This window comes from Acidobacteriota bacterium (genome assembly GCA_018001935.1).
Taxonomy (GTDB): domain Bacteria; phylum Acidobacteriota; class JAAYUB01; order JAAYUB01; family JAAYUB01; genus JAGNHB01.
This window is the reverse complement of sequence record JAGNHB010000001.1, coordinates 18,944-35,405: the sequence shown is the minus strand read 5'-3', so window position 1 is coordinate 35,405 and position 16,462 is coordinate 18,944. Positions and strand designations below refer to the sequence as shown.

The following is a 16,462-nucleotide window of genomic DNA, read 5'->3' as shown; positions in this document are numbered from 1 at the left end:
CCCCTACAGGAAATCAGCGTTGAACGTCCGCCCCAAGACCAAGTCCGCCCACCGCCTCCGCCTCCTGCTCAGCTACCTGCGCCGGAAGACGGTTTGCCCCGGCCTGCCCCTGTGGGCCGCCATCTCCAGCACGTCCCGCTGCAACCTGCGCTGCCCCATGTGCCCCCGGGCCATCTCCGAGTTCGGCAACCGGGACATCGACTTTGACCTCTTCACGAAGATCGTGGACGAGGGCGCCCCATACTTCGAGTGCGTCATCCCCTACGGCGGCGGCGAGCCGCTGCTCAACCCGCGGATCTTCGAGATGGTCCGCTACTGCCGCGAAAAGCGGATCTACACCCTCCTCTCCACCAACGCCACCCTGCTGGACGCCGACCGCACCGAGGCTCTGCTGGACAGCGGCCTGGACTACCTCATCATCGCCTTCGACGGGACGACCCCCGAGGTGTACGAGCAGTACCGGGTCGGGGCCGACTTCGCCAAGGTCCGCGCCAACATCCTCCACTTCCTGAAGCGGAAGGTGGAGCGGAAGAGCCGGACGGGGGTGGCCCTCCAGATGGTCCGCCTGCCGGCCAACCGCCACCAGGTGGCGGATTACCGGAGGATGTGGCGCCTCCCCGGCGTGGACGCCGTCCGGATCAAGGAGGACGAGATCTGCGTGGAGGGCGTCGGCCTCGAGGAGCGCAAGCACCAGCCGGCCAAGCGCAAGAACCCCTGCTACTTCCTCTGGCAGGGCCCGGTCTACATCGAGGAGAATGGCGACGTCTTCCCGTGCTGCCACGCCTGGACCGCCCAGCCTGTCGGCAACGTGGCCAAGAAGCCCCTGGCCGAGATCTGGAACAACGAGACGATGCAGGCCATGCGCCGGGCCCACCTCGAGGGGCGCCCGGAGGCCTTCCCCGAGTGCGCGAACTGCCTGGCGCCCCGGCCGCGCTTCCCCCTCATCGTGGGGAGCTACCTGGCCAGCGCCCTGCACGTGCGCAAGCTCATCCCCGTCATGGAGCGCCTCTCCCTGCGCTACGGCATCTCCCTCTTCGAGGACCGGCGATGAAGGCGCGGCCCCGCCCCGGAAAGCGCGTCGTGCTGGTTTACCCGTCCACGGGGCAGGACGTCTACGGCATCAACACCGGGCTGCCCCTGGGGCTGATGATGGTGGGGACGGTCCTCAAGCAGAAGGGCTACGACCCCGTCATCGTGGACCAGCGCACGGAGGCCGATTTCGAGGGGGCCGTCCGGCGGGAACTGGCGGGTGGCGATGTCCTCTTCCTGGGCGTCTCCAGCATGACCGGCTTCCAGATCCGCGGGGGGCTGACGGCGGCCCGGCTGGCCCGGGAGCGCGACCCGGACCTGCCCGTGGTCTGGGGAGGCGTGCACCCCAGCCTCGTCCCCGAGGGGACCGTGCGGCACCCCCTGGTGGACGCCGTGTGCGCCGGCGAGGGCGAGGAGACCGTCGCCGACCTCGCCGATGCCTTGGCCGCGGGACGTTCCCTCGAGGGCACCCCCGGCGTCTGGGTGAAGGCGGGGGACGGGGTGAGCGCCGGCCCCGAACGCCCCCTGATCGCCGACCTGGACACCCTCCCCCCGGTGGACTACGACCTGGTGGACGCCGCCCGGTACCGCACCATCGGCCACATCCTGCGGGAGCCCCAGCTCCAGTTCGTCACCTCCCGCGGCTGCACCCACCGCTGCGGCTTCTGCTACAACCTTCTCTTCAACAGGGGGAAGTACCGGGCCCAAAGCGCGGGGCGCGTCCACGCCGAACTGAAGCGCATCGCGGAGCGCTTCGGGGTCCGCTCCCTCTTCCTCTACGACGACTACTTCTTCGCCGACCGCCGGCGTGTGCTGGACATCCTGGACCAACTGGAAGCGGGCGACGAGAAGTTCCTCTTCGAGGTGAGCTGCCGGGTGGACTTTCTGGACCGAGCCGACGAGGCCCTCCTCCGCCGCTTGCGCACCAACGGCTTCCAGGAACTGCTCGTCGGCGTGGAGTCGGGCAACGACGAGGTCCTCCGCGTGATCGGCAAGCGCTTCACCGTGGCGGAGGTGGAGCGGGCCAACCGCAAGATCGGCCCCGCGGGGCTCAACGTCAAGTACAGCTTCATGGCCGGCTTCCCCGGCGAGACCGACGACCAGCTGTTCGACACCGTGGACCTCATGCGGCGCCTCCTCCGCGACAACCCCAACGTCAGCACCACCCCCCTCTCCATCTACACCCCCTACCCCGGCACGCCCCTCTTCGACCTCTGCCTGGAGAAAGGGCTCTCCAACTTCCCTTCCACCCTCGACGAGTGGGCCGACTACGACTGGGTCGAGGCCCGCCACTCCTTCCTGGACAAGCGCCGGATCAAGCACCTCAACCGCCTGAACGTCATGAGCCGCTTCTTCGACCGCAAGGCCTTCGAGCGCTTCGGCGGCCGATGGATGCGCCTCCCCGTCATGGCCTTCTACGGCCTCTACCACGCCCTCATCGCGTGGCGGCTCAAGCACCGCCGCCTCGGCTTCATGCCCGAGGTGGCCCTGGTCAACCGCCTCCAGCGCGCCTACGTGAACCGGCTGCACCGGAAGATGCTGGGAAGAGGGGTTTAGGCTGTAGGGGTTTAGGCTGTAGGTCCGGAGGGATTCCCGTCGGGGTCGGTATCGGTATCGGTATCGGTATCGCAGTCGCAATCGCAGTCGCAATCGTAGTCGCAATCGCAGTCGCAGTCGCAGTCGCAATCGCAGTCGCAATCGCAGTCGCAGTCGCACTCGCAATCCCAGTCGCAATCCCAGTCGCAAGCGCACTCGCAATCGCACTCGCAATCGCAGCCGCAGTCGCAATCGCACTCGCAAGCGCAGCCGAACTCGCACTCGCATTCGCGCTCGCAGCCGGGATCGGCGGCCCCCTTGGCGACGGCAGCCCGCAGCCCTCGATCTTCTCCCTTCCCTGAGGAGTGCGGCGCGAAGGCTGCCGGAGCGCCGCTTTGATCGCGCCGCGCAGGCCGCCGGAGCGGCGCGGCCCCAGCGAAACCGGCGCTTCTTCCGGAAGATCGAACTCAGGCACAAGGCGGAGGGTGCCGAACCTCTCGCAGGCATGAAGGCGCCGCGCTGAACCGGGGCGCGAAGGGACAAAGGGACCCAAAGGGCCCAAGGGACCAAAGGGACAGGCCGAGCCGACGCGGCAGAGGACACTGACGGGGCATGCGACACAACCCGAAACGTGAAGGATTACCGCGGCACCCGGCTCCCCGTCATCACCCCGGCGGAATTTCTGCTGGAGGCGGAGTGACGAAGAGAGGGTGTGCCTGAACACCCGCCTTGCCACCGCCACCCGGGGCGAGGGGTTTACGGTGCTTCCCGGTGGGTTATAGGCTGTAGGCTGTGGGCTGTAGGCTGTAGGTCCGGAGGGGGTCCCGTCGGGGTTGGAATCGGTATCGGTATCGCCGTCGCAGCCGGCATCGCCGATGCGGCATCGGTTTCGCGTCCGGCGGCGTGTCTGGAGTGGCCGCGCGCCGCCGACTCCGGATCAGGAGATGCCCTCCCGGTCACCCGCACTCTCCGTTATCAGTCTTGACAGCACAAATCTTTCTGACTAGAATAGTCATCAGAGATGCGCCAGAGAGGAGAGGGCATGGCAACCACGACGATCACGCACCTGAAAGCCACGCTCAGCGAGCAACTGGACCGGGTCAAGGCCGGCGAGGAACTGGTCATCACGGAGCGGGGCCGCCCCGTCGCCCGGATCCTCCCCATGGCGCCCGGACGGTACCCGGACGACCGGTCTTCCGAACTGGTCCGGCAGGGCCTGGCCAGAGCCCCGAAAAGCGCCCTGGACCCGTGCTTCCTTTCCCCCCAGCCCGTGGCCGACCCTCGCGGGGCCCTTCTCGGGGCCCTGGAGGAAGAGCGGGGCGAACGATGAAATTCTGGGACACCTCCGCGCTCATCCCCCTGCTGACCGAGCAGGCGGATTCCCCCCGGGCACGGGAAATCCTGTCGGTCGATCCAGGGTTGGTGGTCTGGTGGGGCAGCCAGGTGGAAATCGCCTCCGCCTTCTCCCGCCTGAACCGGGAAGGCGTCTTCGACGAGACCGTCCGCTCCCGGCTGGAATCCTCCGCGGACCGGCTCCTTTCCGCCGCACTCGAGATCCTGCCGACCACCACGCTTCGCCGAACCGCCTGCACGCTGTTCCGGCGTCACCCCCTCCGGGCCGCGGACGCCCTCCAACTCGCAGCGGCGCTGGTGTGGTCCGACCACCGCCCCTTCGACCGGGAACTGGTGTGCCTGGACACCCGCCTCGCCGCCGCGGCCCGGGGCGAAGGGTTCACGGTGCTTCCCGGTGGGTTATAGGCTGTAGGCTGTGGGCTGTAGGTCCGGAGGGGTTCCCGTCGGGGTCGAAAGGGGACTTGCATCCAGGACACACCGGACAAGGAAACCCGGCGGGAATGATCAGCAGACCGTCACCTCTTCCCGGGGTCATGCCGCCCGAAACCAACCCATCTCTTGACATGCGGAGGTGTGCCTTGTTGTTCCTTCGTCATCATCGATCCGGTCCGGGGATCTTCTCCTTTCGGATCTGGCTCGCCGTCCTCTTCGCGGCCGTTTTCTTCCCGGGCCTTGCCCGACCGTCGGACCCTGCAATACCCGGTCCAGGGTCCGGCCTGCTCTTCGGGGAGAATTACCTTTTCCGGATCACCGCCCCCGACGGCTGGGTCCTGGACAACCAGTCCGGCAGGACGATGGGCCTGGATGCCGTCTTCTATCCCAAAGGCGAATCCTGGGAGAAAACGGAGATCCGGATGTACGTCCAGGTCTGGCAAAAAGAGGGCAAGGGCCTGAAGGAAATCGTCGAGGAGGACATCCGCAATTACCGGAAAACCTTCCCCGCGCTGAAGGTCGGCGACGAGGAGCCGATCCGGCTCACATCGGGGAAAGCGGCCCTGGTGAAGCAATTCGTGGGCGGAAACGACGGCGCGGTCGAGAGCGTTGCCTGGTTTGATGAAAAGCGGGTCGTCGTGGCCCTGGTCCTGTCAGCGAAAAGCGTCCCCTTCTTCGACGCCGCCCGGCCGGATTTCGTCAAGCTCGTCCTTTCTTACGACTACCTCGGGGAGGCCGCCGTGGACACCCAGGGCCCCGACGCGAAAGAGGACCCCGCCACGGGAAAAACAGAAAGGGGGCAGGATGCACCCGCCGACGCGAAGGTGGAGAAGAAGAACAAGCCCCGACGGAAGATCATTTCCCACGAGGACCTGGTCGAGCTGCTCGAGGTCCGCCAGTGGGAAGTCCCGATGCCGAAGGATACCCGCTACCATTGGAGTTTCAACGTCATCCCCTTCCGGAAATACCAGGTAGTGGAGCAAGGAAGGGACGAGTGGATGGACAGGACGCGGCGGGCCCGGATCACCTTCATGCCGGCCGAGGGATCACACAGCGTCTACCGTTTCTGGTTGAAACAGGACAACGGAACCTCCAGCGGGATGGTCCGCCTGGACGTCTGCAACGACAACATGAACCTCCGGCTGGAATGCGATTCGGGCCAGTACGGTCTCGAGTGGTTCGACGAGCCGAAGCGGATCGATGACGGCAAGCGCTACGTCCTCGGTGAAATTACCGAGGATTCGGGCCCTTGTCGCCATAAGCTGATCGTCCTTTCCTTCGATCTCTTCCGCCTCGAGGACATGCAGGAGGCGTCACAACCCGCTCCTCCGGCCAGGGGGGCCCGCTGAGAGAGACGTCATGCTCTCCAGAAACAACAGGCAGAGTGTCCCAAGCCCCGCCGGGGGCGTCCCCTTTCACACCAGCGCGGCCAGGAAGCGGTCGAGGGAGAGGCGGCGGACCCCCTGCTGCTCGAGGTCGAGGCCGGTTTTCGGGCAGACCTGGAATGCGTGGGGAATGGCCAGACATTGCTTGAAGTAAAGAAGGTTGCGCGACGGGGCCTCGTCCGACGCTTTCACCTCAACGGCGATCCACGGCTTCCCGTCGGCGGTGAGCAGAAAATCCACTTCCCGTCCCGTCTGGTCACGGAGGAAATGCAGCCGGACATCGTATCCTTCGCTCTCCTGCAGGCATGTACTGAACTTCGATAGGTGGACCGCCACCAGGTTCTCCAGCCGGTGTCCGGGGTCGGAAATCTCCGACCAGTCCCACAGGTAAAGCTTCTTCGCCTTCCGGACCGCCGCCACCTGCCGTGTCTGGTACGGCGAGACCCGGAAGCAGTGGTAAAGGTTTTCGAAAACCTCCACCCAATGCGAAACGGTCCGGAAGTTGACCTGGAGGTCTTCCGCCAGCGAATTCAGCGAGAGGACCGAGCCGGCCCGGGGCGGCAGCAGGTCCGCCAGCAGGGCCAGGGAACCGAGGTCCCGGATCCGGGTCAGGTCCCGGATGTCTTCCTGGAAGAACCGCTCCAGCCGCTCCCGGTTCCACCGACGCCAGAAACGGTCCTCTCCCCGGAGGAAGGGTTCGGGAAACCCGCCGAACTTCAGCAACTCTCCCAGTTCCCCGTGTTCACTCGATTCACCCCCGATCGTCAACGGTTGCCCCGGGATGCCGGAAAACCGCTTCCCGGAGAGTTCGGCCACGGAAAAGGGGAACAGGGTATGGTAGTGGTACCGGCCCTGCAGGGAATCGCCACCCTTTCGATAGACGTTCAGGCGGGCGCTCCCCGTCAGGAGGAACCGCCGTTCAGGCCCCGCCGTGTCGAACTCACCCTTGAGCCAGTTTTTCCACTTCGGGTACTTGTGGTACTCGTCCAGGACGATGAGCCGGGCCTCCCCCGGCCAGACGCACCGAAGGGCATTCCGGCGGTCCGCGAGGCGGTCCCAGTTGTAAAAGGCAACGGAGGAGAACCGGCCTCCGACCACGTCTCGGGCGAACACCGTCTTGCCGACCTGCCGAGGCCCACCAACGAAAACCATCTTGTCCGATAGATCAGACAAAACATCACAAAGGAGATATCGCGGCTTCAGGTTCATGGGTCAATTGTATATCACTACAAAATACTGTCAAGTGTTTTGTATGAACATGCAAAATACAGGCATCGACGTGGTCCGCCGAGTTGGTCCGACGGGGCGTGGCCCGGGCACCGAAATTCGACCTGGACCCATGCTTCTCCCCCCCCCAACCCGTGAGCGACGCGCGCGGCGACCTCCTCTGGGCCCTGGAGTGGGCCGACCACGCCCCGACGGACGGGAGCAGGTGTCCTGGACTCCCGTCTCGCCGCCGTCGGCCGGGAGCGGAAGCTGCGGCTGATGCGGTCCTCCTCAAGATCAACTCCCGCAACGAGCGGGTCTGCGTCACCCCGGTCCGCGACCCCGCCGGGAACCTCCTCGGCTACTTCGAACGGTTCGAAGGGAACTTCACCCAGGAGGTCCTCCGTCAGGGCGTTCTCGGAAAGGACCGAGCCGGCCCGGGGCGGCAGCAGGTCCGCCAGGAGCGCCAAAGAACCGGGGCCCTCGGTCGGATCAGTCGGACCGGTCCGATCCGTCCGATGAGTCCGATCTCAATCCCGCAGTCATTCTGTGTTATCATGGCGGAAGACCGGCTGGAGGTACGGCATGGAATACGACAAGGACAAGGTCGACGAGTGCGCGCTGGCTATGCTTTACCTCACGCTTCACGACGAGTTCCGGGCCTGGAAGAGGTTCGACTTCCACGTCATGGACCGCCTCCATGAGAAGGGTTTCATCGAAAACCCCCGGAACAAGACCCAATCGGTGGTCTTCACAGTGGAAGGCCTGGAGAGCGCGAAAACTCTGTTTGAAAAATTCTTTGCCAAGGAGCAATAACCCATGAAGAAACGCTTGCGCAAAAAGTTGAGGGTGGGCGAGTTCCAGGAGTTCGGCTTCCGGGTGAGCCTGAAGTTCAAGGACGAAATCCCCCCGGCCGAGTTCGAGGATTTCCTGGTGGCTTTCCTCAACGAGGCCGTGGAAGCCAACAACCTCCTCTACGTGGAGGGCGGCATGGGCGAGCAGTGGGCCTGCTTCCTGATCTCCGACACCGCCCGGACACCCATCACCGACGCCCAGCGCGACGCGGTGCAGCAGTGGGCCCAGGCCAACGCCCTGGTCGCCGCCTGTGAACTCGGGCCCCTGGTGGACGCCTGGTACGGCAAGTGGGCCTAGACGGTCGCACCCGCGTCACCACCTTCCTGGCCACGGCACTTCTGCTGGCTTCAACCGGGTTATTGCCGGCGGAGACCCCTCCGGCACCGTCCGTACCGTCGGCCGGGAGCCTCTCCGACCTGGCGGGGCGGGCCGAGGCGGATTACCCCTACCTCCTGAATCTGTACCGGGAACTCCACGCTGCGCCCGAACTGTCCGGGCAGGAGGTGAAGACGGCCGCCCGGATGGCCTCCGAACTGGAGACGGCCGGTTTCGCGGTGACCCGGGGCGTGGGCGGGCACGGCGTCGTGGGCGTCCTGCGCAACGGCGAAGGCCCCGTCCTGATGCTGAGAACCGACATGGACGCCCTCCCGGTGCCCGACGAGACGGGGCTCCCCTTCGCCAGCGCCGTCAAGGCCAGGGACGACGCCGGGCGGGACGTGTGCGTCAACCACGCCTGCGGCCACGACCTCCACATGACGGTGTTCGTCGGTACCGCCCGGGCCCTGTCGGGGCTTCGGGACCGGTGGAAGGGCACGCTGCTCCTGGTGGCCCAGCCCGCCGAGGAAGTGGGCCGGGGGGCCCGGGCGATGCTGGGCGCCGGTCTCTTCACCCGCTTCCCCCGCCCGGACGCCGCCCTGGCCCTGCACGTGTGCCCGGAAAGCCCCGTGGGGACGGTGTCGGTGGCGGGCGGTTACGTCTTCGCCGGAGTGGACTCGGCGGACGTCCGCCTCTTCGGCCGGGGCGGTCACGGCGCCGCCCCGCACACCGCCGTCGATCCCGTTGTCCTGGCCGCCCAGGTGGTCCTCGCGTTCCAGACCGTCGTCAGCCGTGAGCGGGACCCCGTGGAACCGGTGGTCCTCACCGTAGGTTCCATCCAGGGCGGCACCGCCCACAACATCATCCCCGACGAGGTGCTGCTCCGGCTGACCCTGCGCACCTACGCCCCCGAGGCCCGCACCCGGGCCATGGAGTCCATCCGCAGGATCTGCAGGGGGATCGCGCTGGCGGGCGGGGTCCCCGACGACCGGCTCCCCCGGGTGATTTTCCTTGACAACACCCTCCCCTCCCTCCACAACGACCCCGCCCTGGTGCGCCGCGTGGTGAAGGCGTTCCTGGGCGCCTTCGGCCCGGACGCCATCCGGCCCCAGAAACCCGAGATGATCGGGGAAGACTTCGCCTTCTACGGTAGAACCGAGCCGCCGGTCCCCATCTGCATGTTCCGACTCGGCACCGCAACGGCGACCGTCCCGCCCCCGGGGGCGTCGGGGCCGCCGCCCGGCCTGCACTCCCCCCGTTTCAGGCCCGACCCTTCCGCCATCCGCACCGGGGTGACGGCCATGACCGCCGCCGCTTTGGAGGTCCTGGGACCGGGGGCGGGGAAACCACGGATGAACGCGGATGGACACGGATCGGGAAAAAGCGGATTTTGATCCGCCGACCGCTGCATGCGCCCGGAGGCGCCGGCGAAACACGCTCCCCGGCCGGCGTGTCCAAGGCGACCTTCCCTATGGCGCCGCCCCCGGATCGGGGGACTTTCTCATCAGCAGCGGAAGATCCCCGGAGGAGATGCCGTGACAACCTTCCTGATCATCCTGGTCGTGGTGATCGCCCTCTTCCTGGCCTGGGCCTTCTGCCGGGGATCGGGCGGGCCGCCGCCCCCCCCGGGCGGCGGCGGGGGCGGCAACGACCTGGGCATGGACCTCCCCACCTGGGTGGCCATGGAGGAGAACCTCTACGACGACTGAAGAATTCGTAGACGTGACGACACCTTCCAACACGGCATGATGCGGGGCATCCGTTGGCCCCGCCGCCTTCGGGGCGGGGGAATTCCGCGGACGGGAACGGAATTCCCGGGGCGTCGATCCGCTTGCCCCGGGCTGAAACGCCCCCGCGCGTACCGCCGTGCATTTTCGTGATTCTTTTTCTGATTGATCCCGGTTGGGTTGAAGGAGATTTTCGGGCTTGTCATACGTATTCCCGTGAGATATTATACGTATTGGAGGCAAGCATGTTGACCAAGCTCACGCTCAGCCTTGATGACACCGTAATAGCCAAGGCCAAGGAATACGCGAGGAGAAGGAAAAAGAGCCTCTCGCGAGTGATCGAGGACTTCCTGAGGGTCTCGGTGTCGGCGGATTCACCCTCGGCGGGAACCACCCCGATCGTTGCCGAGTTGTCAGGCGTAATCTCCCGGGAATCCGCCGACGCGGGCGAACGAGACTACTCCGACCATCTCGTGCGGAAATACCGATGACTCCCCACTTATTCGTCGATACCGACGTGGTGCTGGACCTCCTGGCCCGCCGGGAGCCTTTCTACCCAGCCGCCGCCCGGCTGTTTTCCCAGGCGGAACGGGGTCTGCTTCATCTGTCCGTTTCCGCGCTCTGCTTCTCCCACCTGTTCTACATCCTGCGGAAGGAACTCTCCGCCCCCGGTGCGCTGGAGGTCCTCCGCAAGCTCCTGAGGCTGGTTTCCATCCTCCCGGTGGACGAGGGGGTGATCCGGAAGGCCCTCGAGGGAGACTTCGCCGATTTCGAGGACGCCATCCAGCACGAGACGGCCCTGGCGGGCGGCGCGGAGCGGATCGTCACCCGGAACGTGAAGGGCTACCGCGGCGCCCGCCTCCCCGTCGTCACCCCCGAAGATCTCACTCTGAACTCAGCCTGATCGGGGAAAAATCCTGCCCATATTCCCCGACTGATGATGTTCTTTCCCTGGATGAGGGAAAGATTATCATAAATCTTTCCTTGAAGGAGGGTAAGACCACACCGGATAAGCCGGGAAAGGAACCTCTGGAAATGAACTTGGGGGCGGCCGATGGGCCGCCCCCTTTTATGATATCCCCCGGGCCTCCCCGGGGGGCTTGAGCGATCGTCGGCCGCCCGGGCCGGTCAGTTCACCCCTCAGTTGACCTCCGAGTACTCGGCGTCCACCACGTTGTCGCCGCCGCCGTTGGTCTTGCCCCCGCCCTCGGAGGGCCCGCCCGCGGAAGGCCCGCCGGCGCCGGGGCCGCCCGCCGCACCCGCACCGGGGCCCGCCTGCGCACCCTGCTGGTACATCTGGGTGGCGATGGTCTGGGTCAGGGTGCCGATCCGGTCCCGCAGCTTCTCGAGGACCGCCTTGTCGAGGGAACCCAGCTTCTCCCGGGTCTCCTTGATCAGGGCCTCGGCCTCCGTCACCTGGTGGGCGGGGATCTTGTCTCGATGCTCGCGGATCAGGCGTTCGAGGCTGCAGCTGAGGCTGTCCACGCCGTTGCGCAGTTCGATGAGTTCCCGTTTCTGCTTGTCCTCGCTCTCGTGGCTCTGGGCCTCGCGCACCATCCGCTCGATCTCGTCCTTGGCCAGGCCGCTGGAGGACGCGATGGTGATCTTCTGCTCCTTGCCCGTGGCCTTGTCCTTCGCGGACACGTTCATGATCCCGTTGGCGTCGATGTCGAAGGTGACCTCGATCTGGGGGATGCCCCGGGGCGCCGGCGGGATCCCCACCAACTGGAACTTGCCCAGGCTCTTGTTGTCGCCCGCCATGGCGCGCTCGCCCTGCAGGACGTGAACTTCCACCTGGTCCTGGCCGTCGGCCGCCGTGGTGAACAGCTCGGACTTCCGGGTGGGGATGGTGGTGTTGCGCTCGATCAGCCGGGTGAACACGCCGCCCAGGGTCTCGATCCCCAGGGAGAGGGGGGTGACGTCCAGCAGGAGCACGTCCTTGACTTCGCCGCCCAGGACGCCGCCCTGGATGGCCGCGCCCACCGCCACCACCTCGTCGGGGTTGACGCTCTTGCACGGCTCCTTGCCGAAGAACTCCTGGACCATCTGCTGCACTTTCGGGATGCGGATGGAACCGCCCACCAGCACCACCTCGTCGATGTCGGAAGGCCGCTTGCCCGCGTCGGACAGGGCCTGCTTGCAGGGCTCCATGGTGCGCTTGAGGATGTCCATGATCATCTGTTCCAGGCGGGCGCGGGTCAGCTTGACGTTCATGTGCTTGGGGCCGGAGGCATCCGCCGTGATGAAGGGGAGGTTGATCTCGGTGTCCAGGGTGGTGGAGAGGTCGATCTTGGCCTTCTCCGCCGCTTCCCGAAGGCGCTGGAGGGCCATCTTGTCCGCGGAGAGGTCGATCCCCTGTTCGCGCTTGAACTCGTCGATGAGCCACTCCATGATGCGCTGGTCGATATTGTCGCCGCCCAGGTGGGTGTCCCCGTTGGTGGCCTTCACTTCCACCACGCCCTCGCCCACTTCCAGGATGCTGATGTCGAAGGTGCCGCCGCCGAAGTCGAAGACGGCGATGAGCTGGTCTTTCTTCTTGTCCAGGCCGTAGGCCAGGGCGGCGGCCGTCGGCTCGTTGATGATGCGCTGGACGTTGAGCCCCGCGATCTGCCCGGCCTCCTTGGTGGCCTGGCGCTGGGAGTCGTTGAAGTAGGCGGGGACGGTGATGACGGCGTCGGTGACCTTCTCGCCCAGGTAGTCCTCGGCGGCCTGTTTCAGCTTCTGCAGTATCATGGCCGAGATCTCCGGCGGCGAGTAGAGCTTCCCATCGATGTCGACGCGGGCGTCACCGTTGGGGCCCGGCAGGACTTTGCAGGGCACCAGCTTGATCTCCTGGCCGACCTCCGCGTACTTCCTCCCCATGAAGCGCTTGATGGAGAAAATGGTGTTCACGGGGTTGGTGATGGCCTGCCGCTTCGCGATCTGCCCCACGTGGCGCTCCCCTTCCTTGGTGAAGCCCACCACCGAGGGCGTCAGCCGCGAGCCTTCCGCGTTGATGATGACCATCGGGTTCCCCGCTTCCATGACGGCCACCACGGAGTTGGTGGTTCCCAGGTCGATCCCGATTATTTTTCCCATGGTCGTTCTCCTCGTTTGAAAACTCGAACATGATTATTTAGCAAAACAATTGCCAAAGCACTGGACGACCGCAACAGGGCACGCGCAAAGAGAACACGGCTCCCTCCCCGCGATCCTCCGCAACCTCCGCGCTTTTCAGACGGCCGGCCGGGGGGTGGCGGCGGGATACAAAAAGTCCCATCTGGAGAAAATTGCACCGGGAGCTTCAAAAGCAAACCCATTGAGTCAACGGGGGGGGTTGTGGTAGAGTGTTCCCACGCCGGCCGCACCCCTTTCCCCCCGGCCGGCGCATTCCCCAGGAGGCAAACATGGACGTCAACGCGCGACGGATCCTGTTGCTGGCGGCCACCCTGCTGGCCGTCGGGACGTGGTCACAGGCGGAAACCCTCTACCGGATCGAGGTGGAGCACAACCACCGCAGCGGCGAGTGTCGGGGCTACCTGGTCGTCCGCGACGACAAGGTCCTCTTCGAATCCCGGACCTCCCCGGGCTGCGACCGGATCATCGAGTACGGCGCCATCGACCGGGTGGACGTGCGCAGCGCCTACGAGTTCCACCTGTACTTTTCCGACCAGCAGCACGGCAAGGGGCAGAAGTACGTCCTGAAGTTCGCCGCGGACGACGAAGACAACCGGAAGGCCCTGAAGTACATCCGGGAACACGCGGGCGACCGCGTGGAAGCCCCCATGCAGGACACCGACGACGAGGGGCACATCGAACTGCCTTACCGGCTGGGCGTCGAACTCGACCTCAACGGCAACAACTGCAACGGCTACCTGGTGCTTCGCGAGGACAAGATCATCTTCGAAACCGGCGCGGTGGACTGCTCCAACCGGGCCTTCATTCACACCTGGAGCGACCTGAGGGCGTACGACCGGGTCGATCCCGACGAGTTCACCCTGACCTTCTACAAGTACGGCCACTCGGCGCCGGGAAAGGTGACCACGGTCCGTTTCTGGTCCAAGGGCGGCGACATCCCGGACGAAGTCCACCGGTTCCTCAGAAAACGTGCCCGGAAAAACAACTGACGGCCGCTTTTTCGTCGGGCCGGCCGGCTGGTGCTACGCCGACTGGGAGGGGACGGTCTACCCGCCCGGGGTGACCCGGTCGGGGAAGCGGCTGGAGTTCATCCTCCGGCGGTTCAACCTCGTCGAGATCGACGCCACCTTCTACCGGGTCCCGCCCCGGGCCCACGCCGAGCGCTGGGCCCGGACGGCGGCGGCGACGGGCGCCCCGTTCCGCTTCACCGTGAAGGCCCCCGGGGCCCTGACCCACGAGGGCCAACTGGACGCGCACGTCGTGCAGCCGTTTCGGGACATTCTCGACACCCTCCGGGACGGCGGCGTCCTCGGGGCGGTGCTCCTCCAGTTCCCCGCCTCCTTCCGCTGCGAAAAGAAGGAGAAGGTCCGCCTGAAACGGGCCCTGGACGCTTTCGAGGGGTACCCGGCCGCCGTGGAGGTCCGCCACCGGGGGTGGGACATCCCGGCGTTTCACGACTACCTACGAAGCCGGAACGTGGCCTTTTGCAACATCGACCAGCCCGACACCATCGACCACGTCCCGCTGGGGGCCCGGGTCACCGCCCCCAGGGCCTACCTGAGGCTCCACGGGCGCAACCGCGACGCCTGGCTGGACCCCGGGGCCGGGCGGGACGAGCGCTTCGACTGGCTCTACGGGCCCGACGACATCGCCCGCTTCGCCGCCGTCGCCCGGGAGATGGCGGCGGGGGCGGAGGAAGTGTACGTCGTCACCAACAACCACTACCGGGGAAAGGCCATCGTCAACGCCGGGGAACTGTCCGAGCGCCTCGAGCTGGGGGGCGCCGCTCCCGGCACCCTCTTCCCGACGGTTCCCTGAGGCCGCCCGCATGCAAGGCCCCGACGGGAAGACCTTTGCCACCGGCGACCCGGCTGCCGCCAGCCCTGCCGTGCCCGGGTGGGCGGGCCCCCGGGGCTGGGCGATCCTGCTGGGGGTGGCCTCCGCGGCCCGGCTCATCGGTCTCGGGCACAAGCAACTCTGGGTGGACGAGATCATCCAGGCCCTTCACGCCATCCCGGACACCCTGGCCGGGGTCCTCGAGGCGGCCCGCATCGACTGCGGTTCCGCCCCCCTCGACTACCTGGTCCAGCACTTCACCCTCCGGAACCTGCCGCTCCCCCTGGAGTGGGCGGCCCGCCTCCACGCCGCCCTTTTCGGGATCGCCGGGGTCCTGCTGCTGGACGCCCTGGGGCGGCGGCTCCTCGGCCCCCGGGCCGGCCGCCTGGCCGCCCTCCTCTTCGCGGTCTACCCGCTGCACCAGCACTACTCCCAGGAGGGCCGGTTCTACGCGCTCTTCACCGCGGCGGTGCTTCTTTCCTTCCTGGCCCTGGAGCGCTGGGACCGGCACCCCACCGCGCCCCGGTGGCTGGCGTTCGCCGGGACGGCGGTCCTGGGCGTCTACACCCACCCCTACATGATGTTCGTCCTCGCCGCCCAGTTCGTGGCGACCCTCCCCGGCCCCGGGACCTCGCACCGGGGCGACGGACGGCCGGGGTGGGGCCGCCCCGCGGCCGTGGCGGGGGCCGGCGCCCTCTCCGCCGTCGCCTACCTCCCCTGGCTGGTTTACGGGTACGCCTTCGCCCGGGGCGGCAGCCCGCCGGCCCTCTCCCCGGACCTCGTGGAGGAGGTGGTCAAGGGGCTCGGGGCGGGCAGCTACCCGCTCGCCGCCCTCATCTTCGGGTTCGCCGCGCTGGGGGTGGTCTCCCTCGGAAGGCCGGGAACGTCGGGCGTGCGGCGTCTTCTCCTCGCCTGGGTGCTCGTCCCCCTGCCATTGATCCTGGCCGCCCTGTGGGCTCGAAGCTACTTCTTCGCCACCCGGCAGCTGCTGTTCGTGACCCCCGCCCTCTACCTCCTGGCCGCCGACGGCATCTTCGAAGCCGCCCGACGCTGGGGCCCCCGGTGGAGAGCCGTGCGGGTCACCGTCCTCGCCGGCCTTCTGGCGGCGGTCTCGCTCGTCGTCGTCGGCCTGCACTACCCCGACCGCCGGGACGATCTCCGGGGCGCCGCCGCGTACCTCTCCCGCACGCTCGGACCAACGGATGTGCTCTACGCCCCCCGGGCCGGTTACCTCCTGGCATTCTACCAACCGGCGCTTGACCGCGCCCGCCGGGATTGGGACGGCTCCGTCCCCCGGCCCGCCGCCAAGTCCCGGGTGGCGGTCCTGGACTTCGAGGACCGCCGGGAAACCGCCGGCATCGAGCAGGCGCTGGAGGAAGCCGGCTGGTCGGGCCGTCCCATTCCGTTCCGGGGCCTCGCGCTGAGGGTCTACGCGAGGCCGTGAGAGGCGGACAGGCTGAAGACTGTTAGGCTGAAGGTTGCCAGGCGCCGTCTTCTTTCTCCTGTCTCCCGAAGACAAGCTCCTGACGGCTGTCTCCCCCTCTGCCTTCTGGATTCTGGATTCTGAGTTCTGAATTCTTCGTTCGTGTGGTTGGCGTGGTTCGTGGTTCAGTTTCCGTGTATTCGGTGTATTTCGTGCTTCCTTTTCCGGTTTACCCGCCTGCGGCCGCC

General features: G+C 66.8%; 16 protein-coding genes. 14 read left to right on the top strand and 2 right to left on the bottom strand.

Annotated features, from left to right (window positions below; translation table 11 throughout):
* Positions 1 to 19 precede the first annotated feature (19 nt).
* From KA419_00150 to KA419_00130, 5 genes are all read left to right on the top strand, one after another.
* Positions 20 to 1,051 (top strand): radical SAM protein, encoded by a 1,032-nt coding sequence (locus tag KA419_00150; protein ID MBP7864328.1) that lies wholly within the window; start codon positions 20 to 22, stop codon positions 1,049 to 1,051.
* Positions 1,048 to 2,586, top strand: coding sequence for a B12-binding domain-containing radical SAM protein (locus KA419_00145; GenBank protein MBP7864327.1), 1,539 nt, complete (start codon positions 1,048 to 1,050; stop codon positions 2,584 to 2,586). The genes KA419_00150 and KA419_00145 overlap by 4 nt, the downstream gene beginning before the upstream one ends.
* A gap of 1,021 nt (positions 2,587 to 3,607) precedes the next feature.
* Positions 3,608 to 3,895 (top strand): type II toxin-antitoxin system prevent-host-death family antitoxin, encoded by a 288-nt coding sequence (locus KA419_00140; protein MBP7864326.1) that lies wholly within the window; start codon positions 3,608 to 3,610, stop codon positions 3,893 to 3,895.
* Positions 3,892 to 4,323, top strand: a complete 432-nt coding sequence (locus tag KA419_00135) for a type II toxin-antitoxin system VapC family toxin (protein MBP7864325.1) — start codon at positions 3,892 to 3,894, stop codon at positions 4,321 to 4,323. The genes KA419_00140 and KA419_00135 overlap by 4 nt, the downstream gene beginning before the upstream one ends.
* 173 nt (positions 4,324 to 4,496) lie before the next feature.
* Positions 4,497 to 5,699, top strand: coding sequence for a hypothetical protein (locus tag KA419_00130; protein ID MBP7864324.1), 1,203 nt, complete (start codon positions 4,497 to 4,499; stop codon positions 5,697 to 5,699).
* A gap of 66 nt (positions 5,700 to 5,765) precedes the next feature.
* On the opposite strand, the gene KA419_00125 is transcribed toward KA419_00130, so the two are convergent.
* Entirely contained in the window at positions 5,766 to 6,887 is a 1,122-nt protein-coding gene (locus KA419_00125) for an ATP-binding protein (GenBank protein MBP7864323.1), read from the bottom strand.
* 639 nt (positions 6,888 to 7,526) lie between these two features.
* Here KA419_00125 and KA419_00120 point away from each other — a divergent pair.
* The 6 genes from KA419_00120 to KA419_00095 all read left to right on the top strand — a co-directional run bounded on the left by KA419_00120 (position 7,527) and on the right by KA419_00095 (position 10,742).
* Complete coding sequence (locus tag KA419_00120; GenBank protein ID MBP7864322.1) at positions 7,527 to 7,757, top strand: hypothetical protein; 231 nt, start codon at positions 7,527 to 7,529, stop codon at positions 7,755 to 7,757.
* Between the two features lie 3 nt (positions 7,758 to 7,760).
* Positions 7,761 to 8,093 carry a DUF469 family protein gene (locus tag KA419_00115; GenBank protein ID MBP7864321.1) on the top strand — a complete coding sequence of 111 codons (333 nt, stop codon included), beginning with the start codon at positions 7,761 to 7,763 and terminating at the stop codon, positions 8,091 to 8,093.
* A gap of 62 nt (positions 8,094 to 8,155) precedes the next feature.
* Positions 8,156 to 9,505: an amidohydrolase gene (locus KA419_00110; protein MBP7864320.1), complete on the top strand. Its 1,350-nt coding sequence runs from the start codon at positions 8,156 to 8,158 to the stop codon at positions 9,503 to 9,505.
* 141 nt (positions 9,506 to 9,646) lie between these two features.
* Positions 9,647 to 9,820, top strand: coding sequence for a hypothetical protein (locus tag KA419_00105; protein ID MBP7864319.1), 174 nt, complete (start codon positions 9,647 to 9,649; stop codon positions 9,818 to 9,820).
* 263 nt (positions 9,821 to 10,083) lie between these two features.
* The gene (locus KA419_00100) at positions 10,084 to 10,329 is read left to right on the top strand and encodes a hypothetical protein (protein ID MBP7864318.1); all 246 of its coding nucleotides are present in this window, start codon (positions 10,084 to 10,086) and stop codon (positions 10,327 to 10,329) included.
* The gene (locus tag KA419_00095) at positions 10,326 to 10,742 is read left to right on the top strand and encodes a PIN domain-containing protein (GenBank protein MBP7864317.1); all 417 of its coding nucleotides are present in this window, start codon (positions 10,326 to 10,328) and stop codon (positions 10,740 to 10,742) included. Before KA419_00100 ends, KA419_00095 begins: the two co-directional genes overlap by 4 nt.
* Before the next feature lie 236 nt (positions 10,743 to 10,978).
* On the opposite strand, the gene dnaK is transcribed toward KA419_00095, so the two are convergent.
* Complete coding sequence (gene dnaK, locus KA419_00090) at positions 10,979 to 12,916, bottom strand: molecular chaperone DnaK (protein MBP7864316.1); 1,938 nt, start codon at positions 12,914 to 12,916, stop codon at positions 10,979 to 10,981.
* A 308-nt stretch (positions 12,917 to 13,224) separates the two neighbouring features.
* Between dnaK and KA419_00085 the strand changes: the two genes are divergently transcribed.
* From KA419_00085 to KA419_00075, 3 genes are read left to right on the top strand one after another with little or no spacing between them, the layout of a single operon-like run.
* Positions 13,225 to 13,944, top strand: a complete 720-nt coding sequence (locus KA419_00085; protein ID MBP7864315.1) for a hypothetical protein — start codon at positions 13,225 to 13,227, stop codon at positions 13,942 to 13,944.
* A complete protein-coding gene (locus KA419_00080) occupies positions 13,925 to 14,773 on the top strand; it encodes a DUF72 domain-containing protein (GenBank protein MBP7864314.1) in 849 nt (282 codons plus the stop codon). The genes KA419_00085 and KA419_00080 overlap by 20 nt, the downstream gene beginning before the upstream one ends.
* Before the next feature lie 10 nt (positions 14,774 to 14,783).
* The gene (locus KA419_00075; protein ID MBP7864313.1) at positions 14,784 to 16,235 is read left to right on the top strand and encodes a glycosyltransferase family 39 protein; all 1,452 of its coding nucleotides are present in this window, start codon (positions 14,784 to 14,786) and stop codon (positions 16,233 to 16,235) included.
* The last annotated feature ends 227 nt before the right edge of the window (positions 16,236 to 16,462 follow it).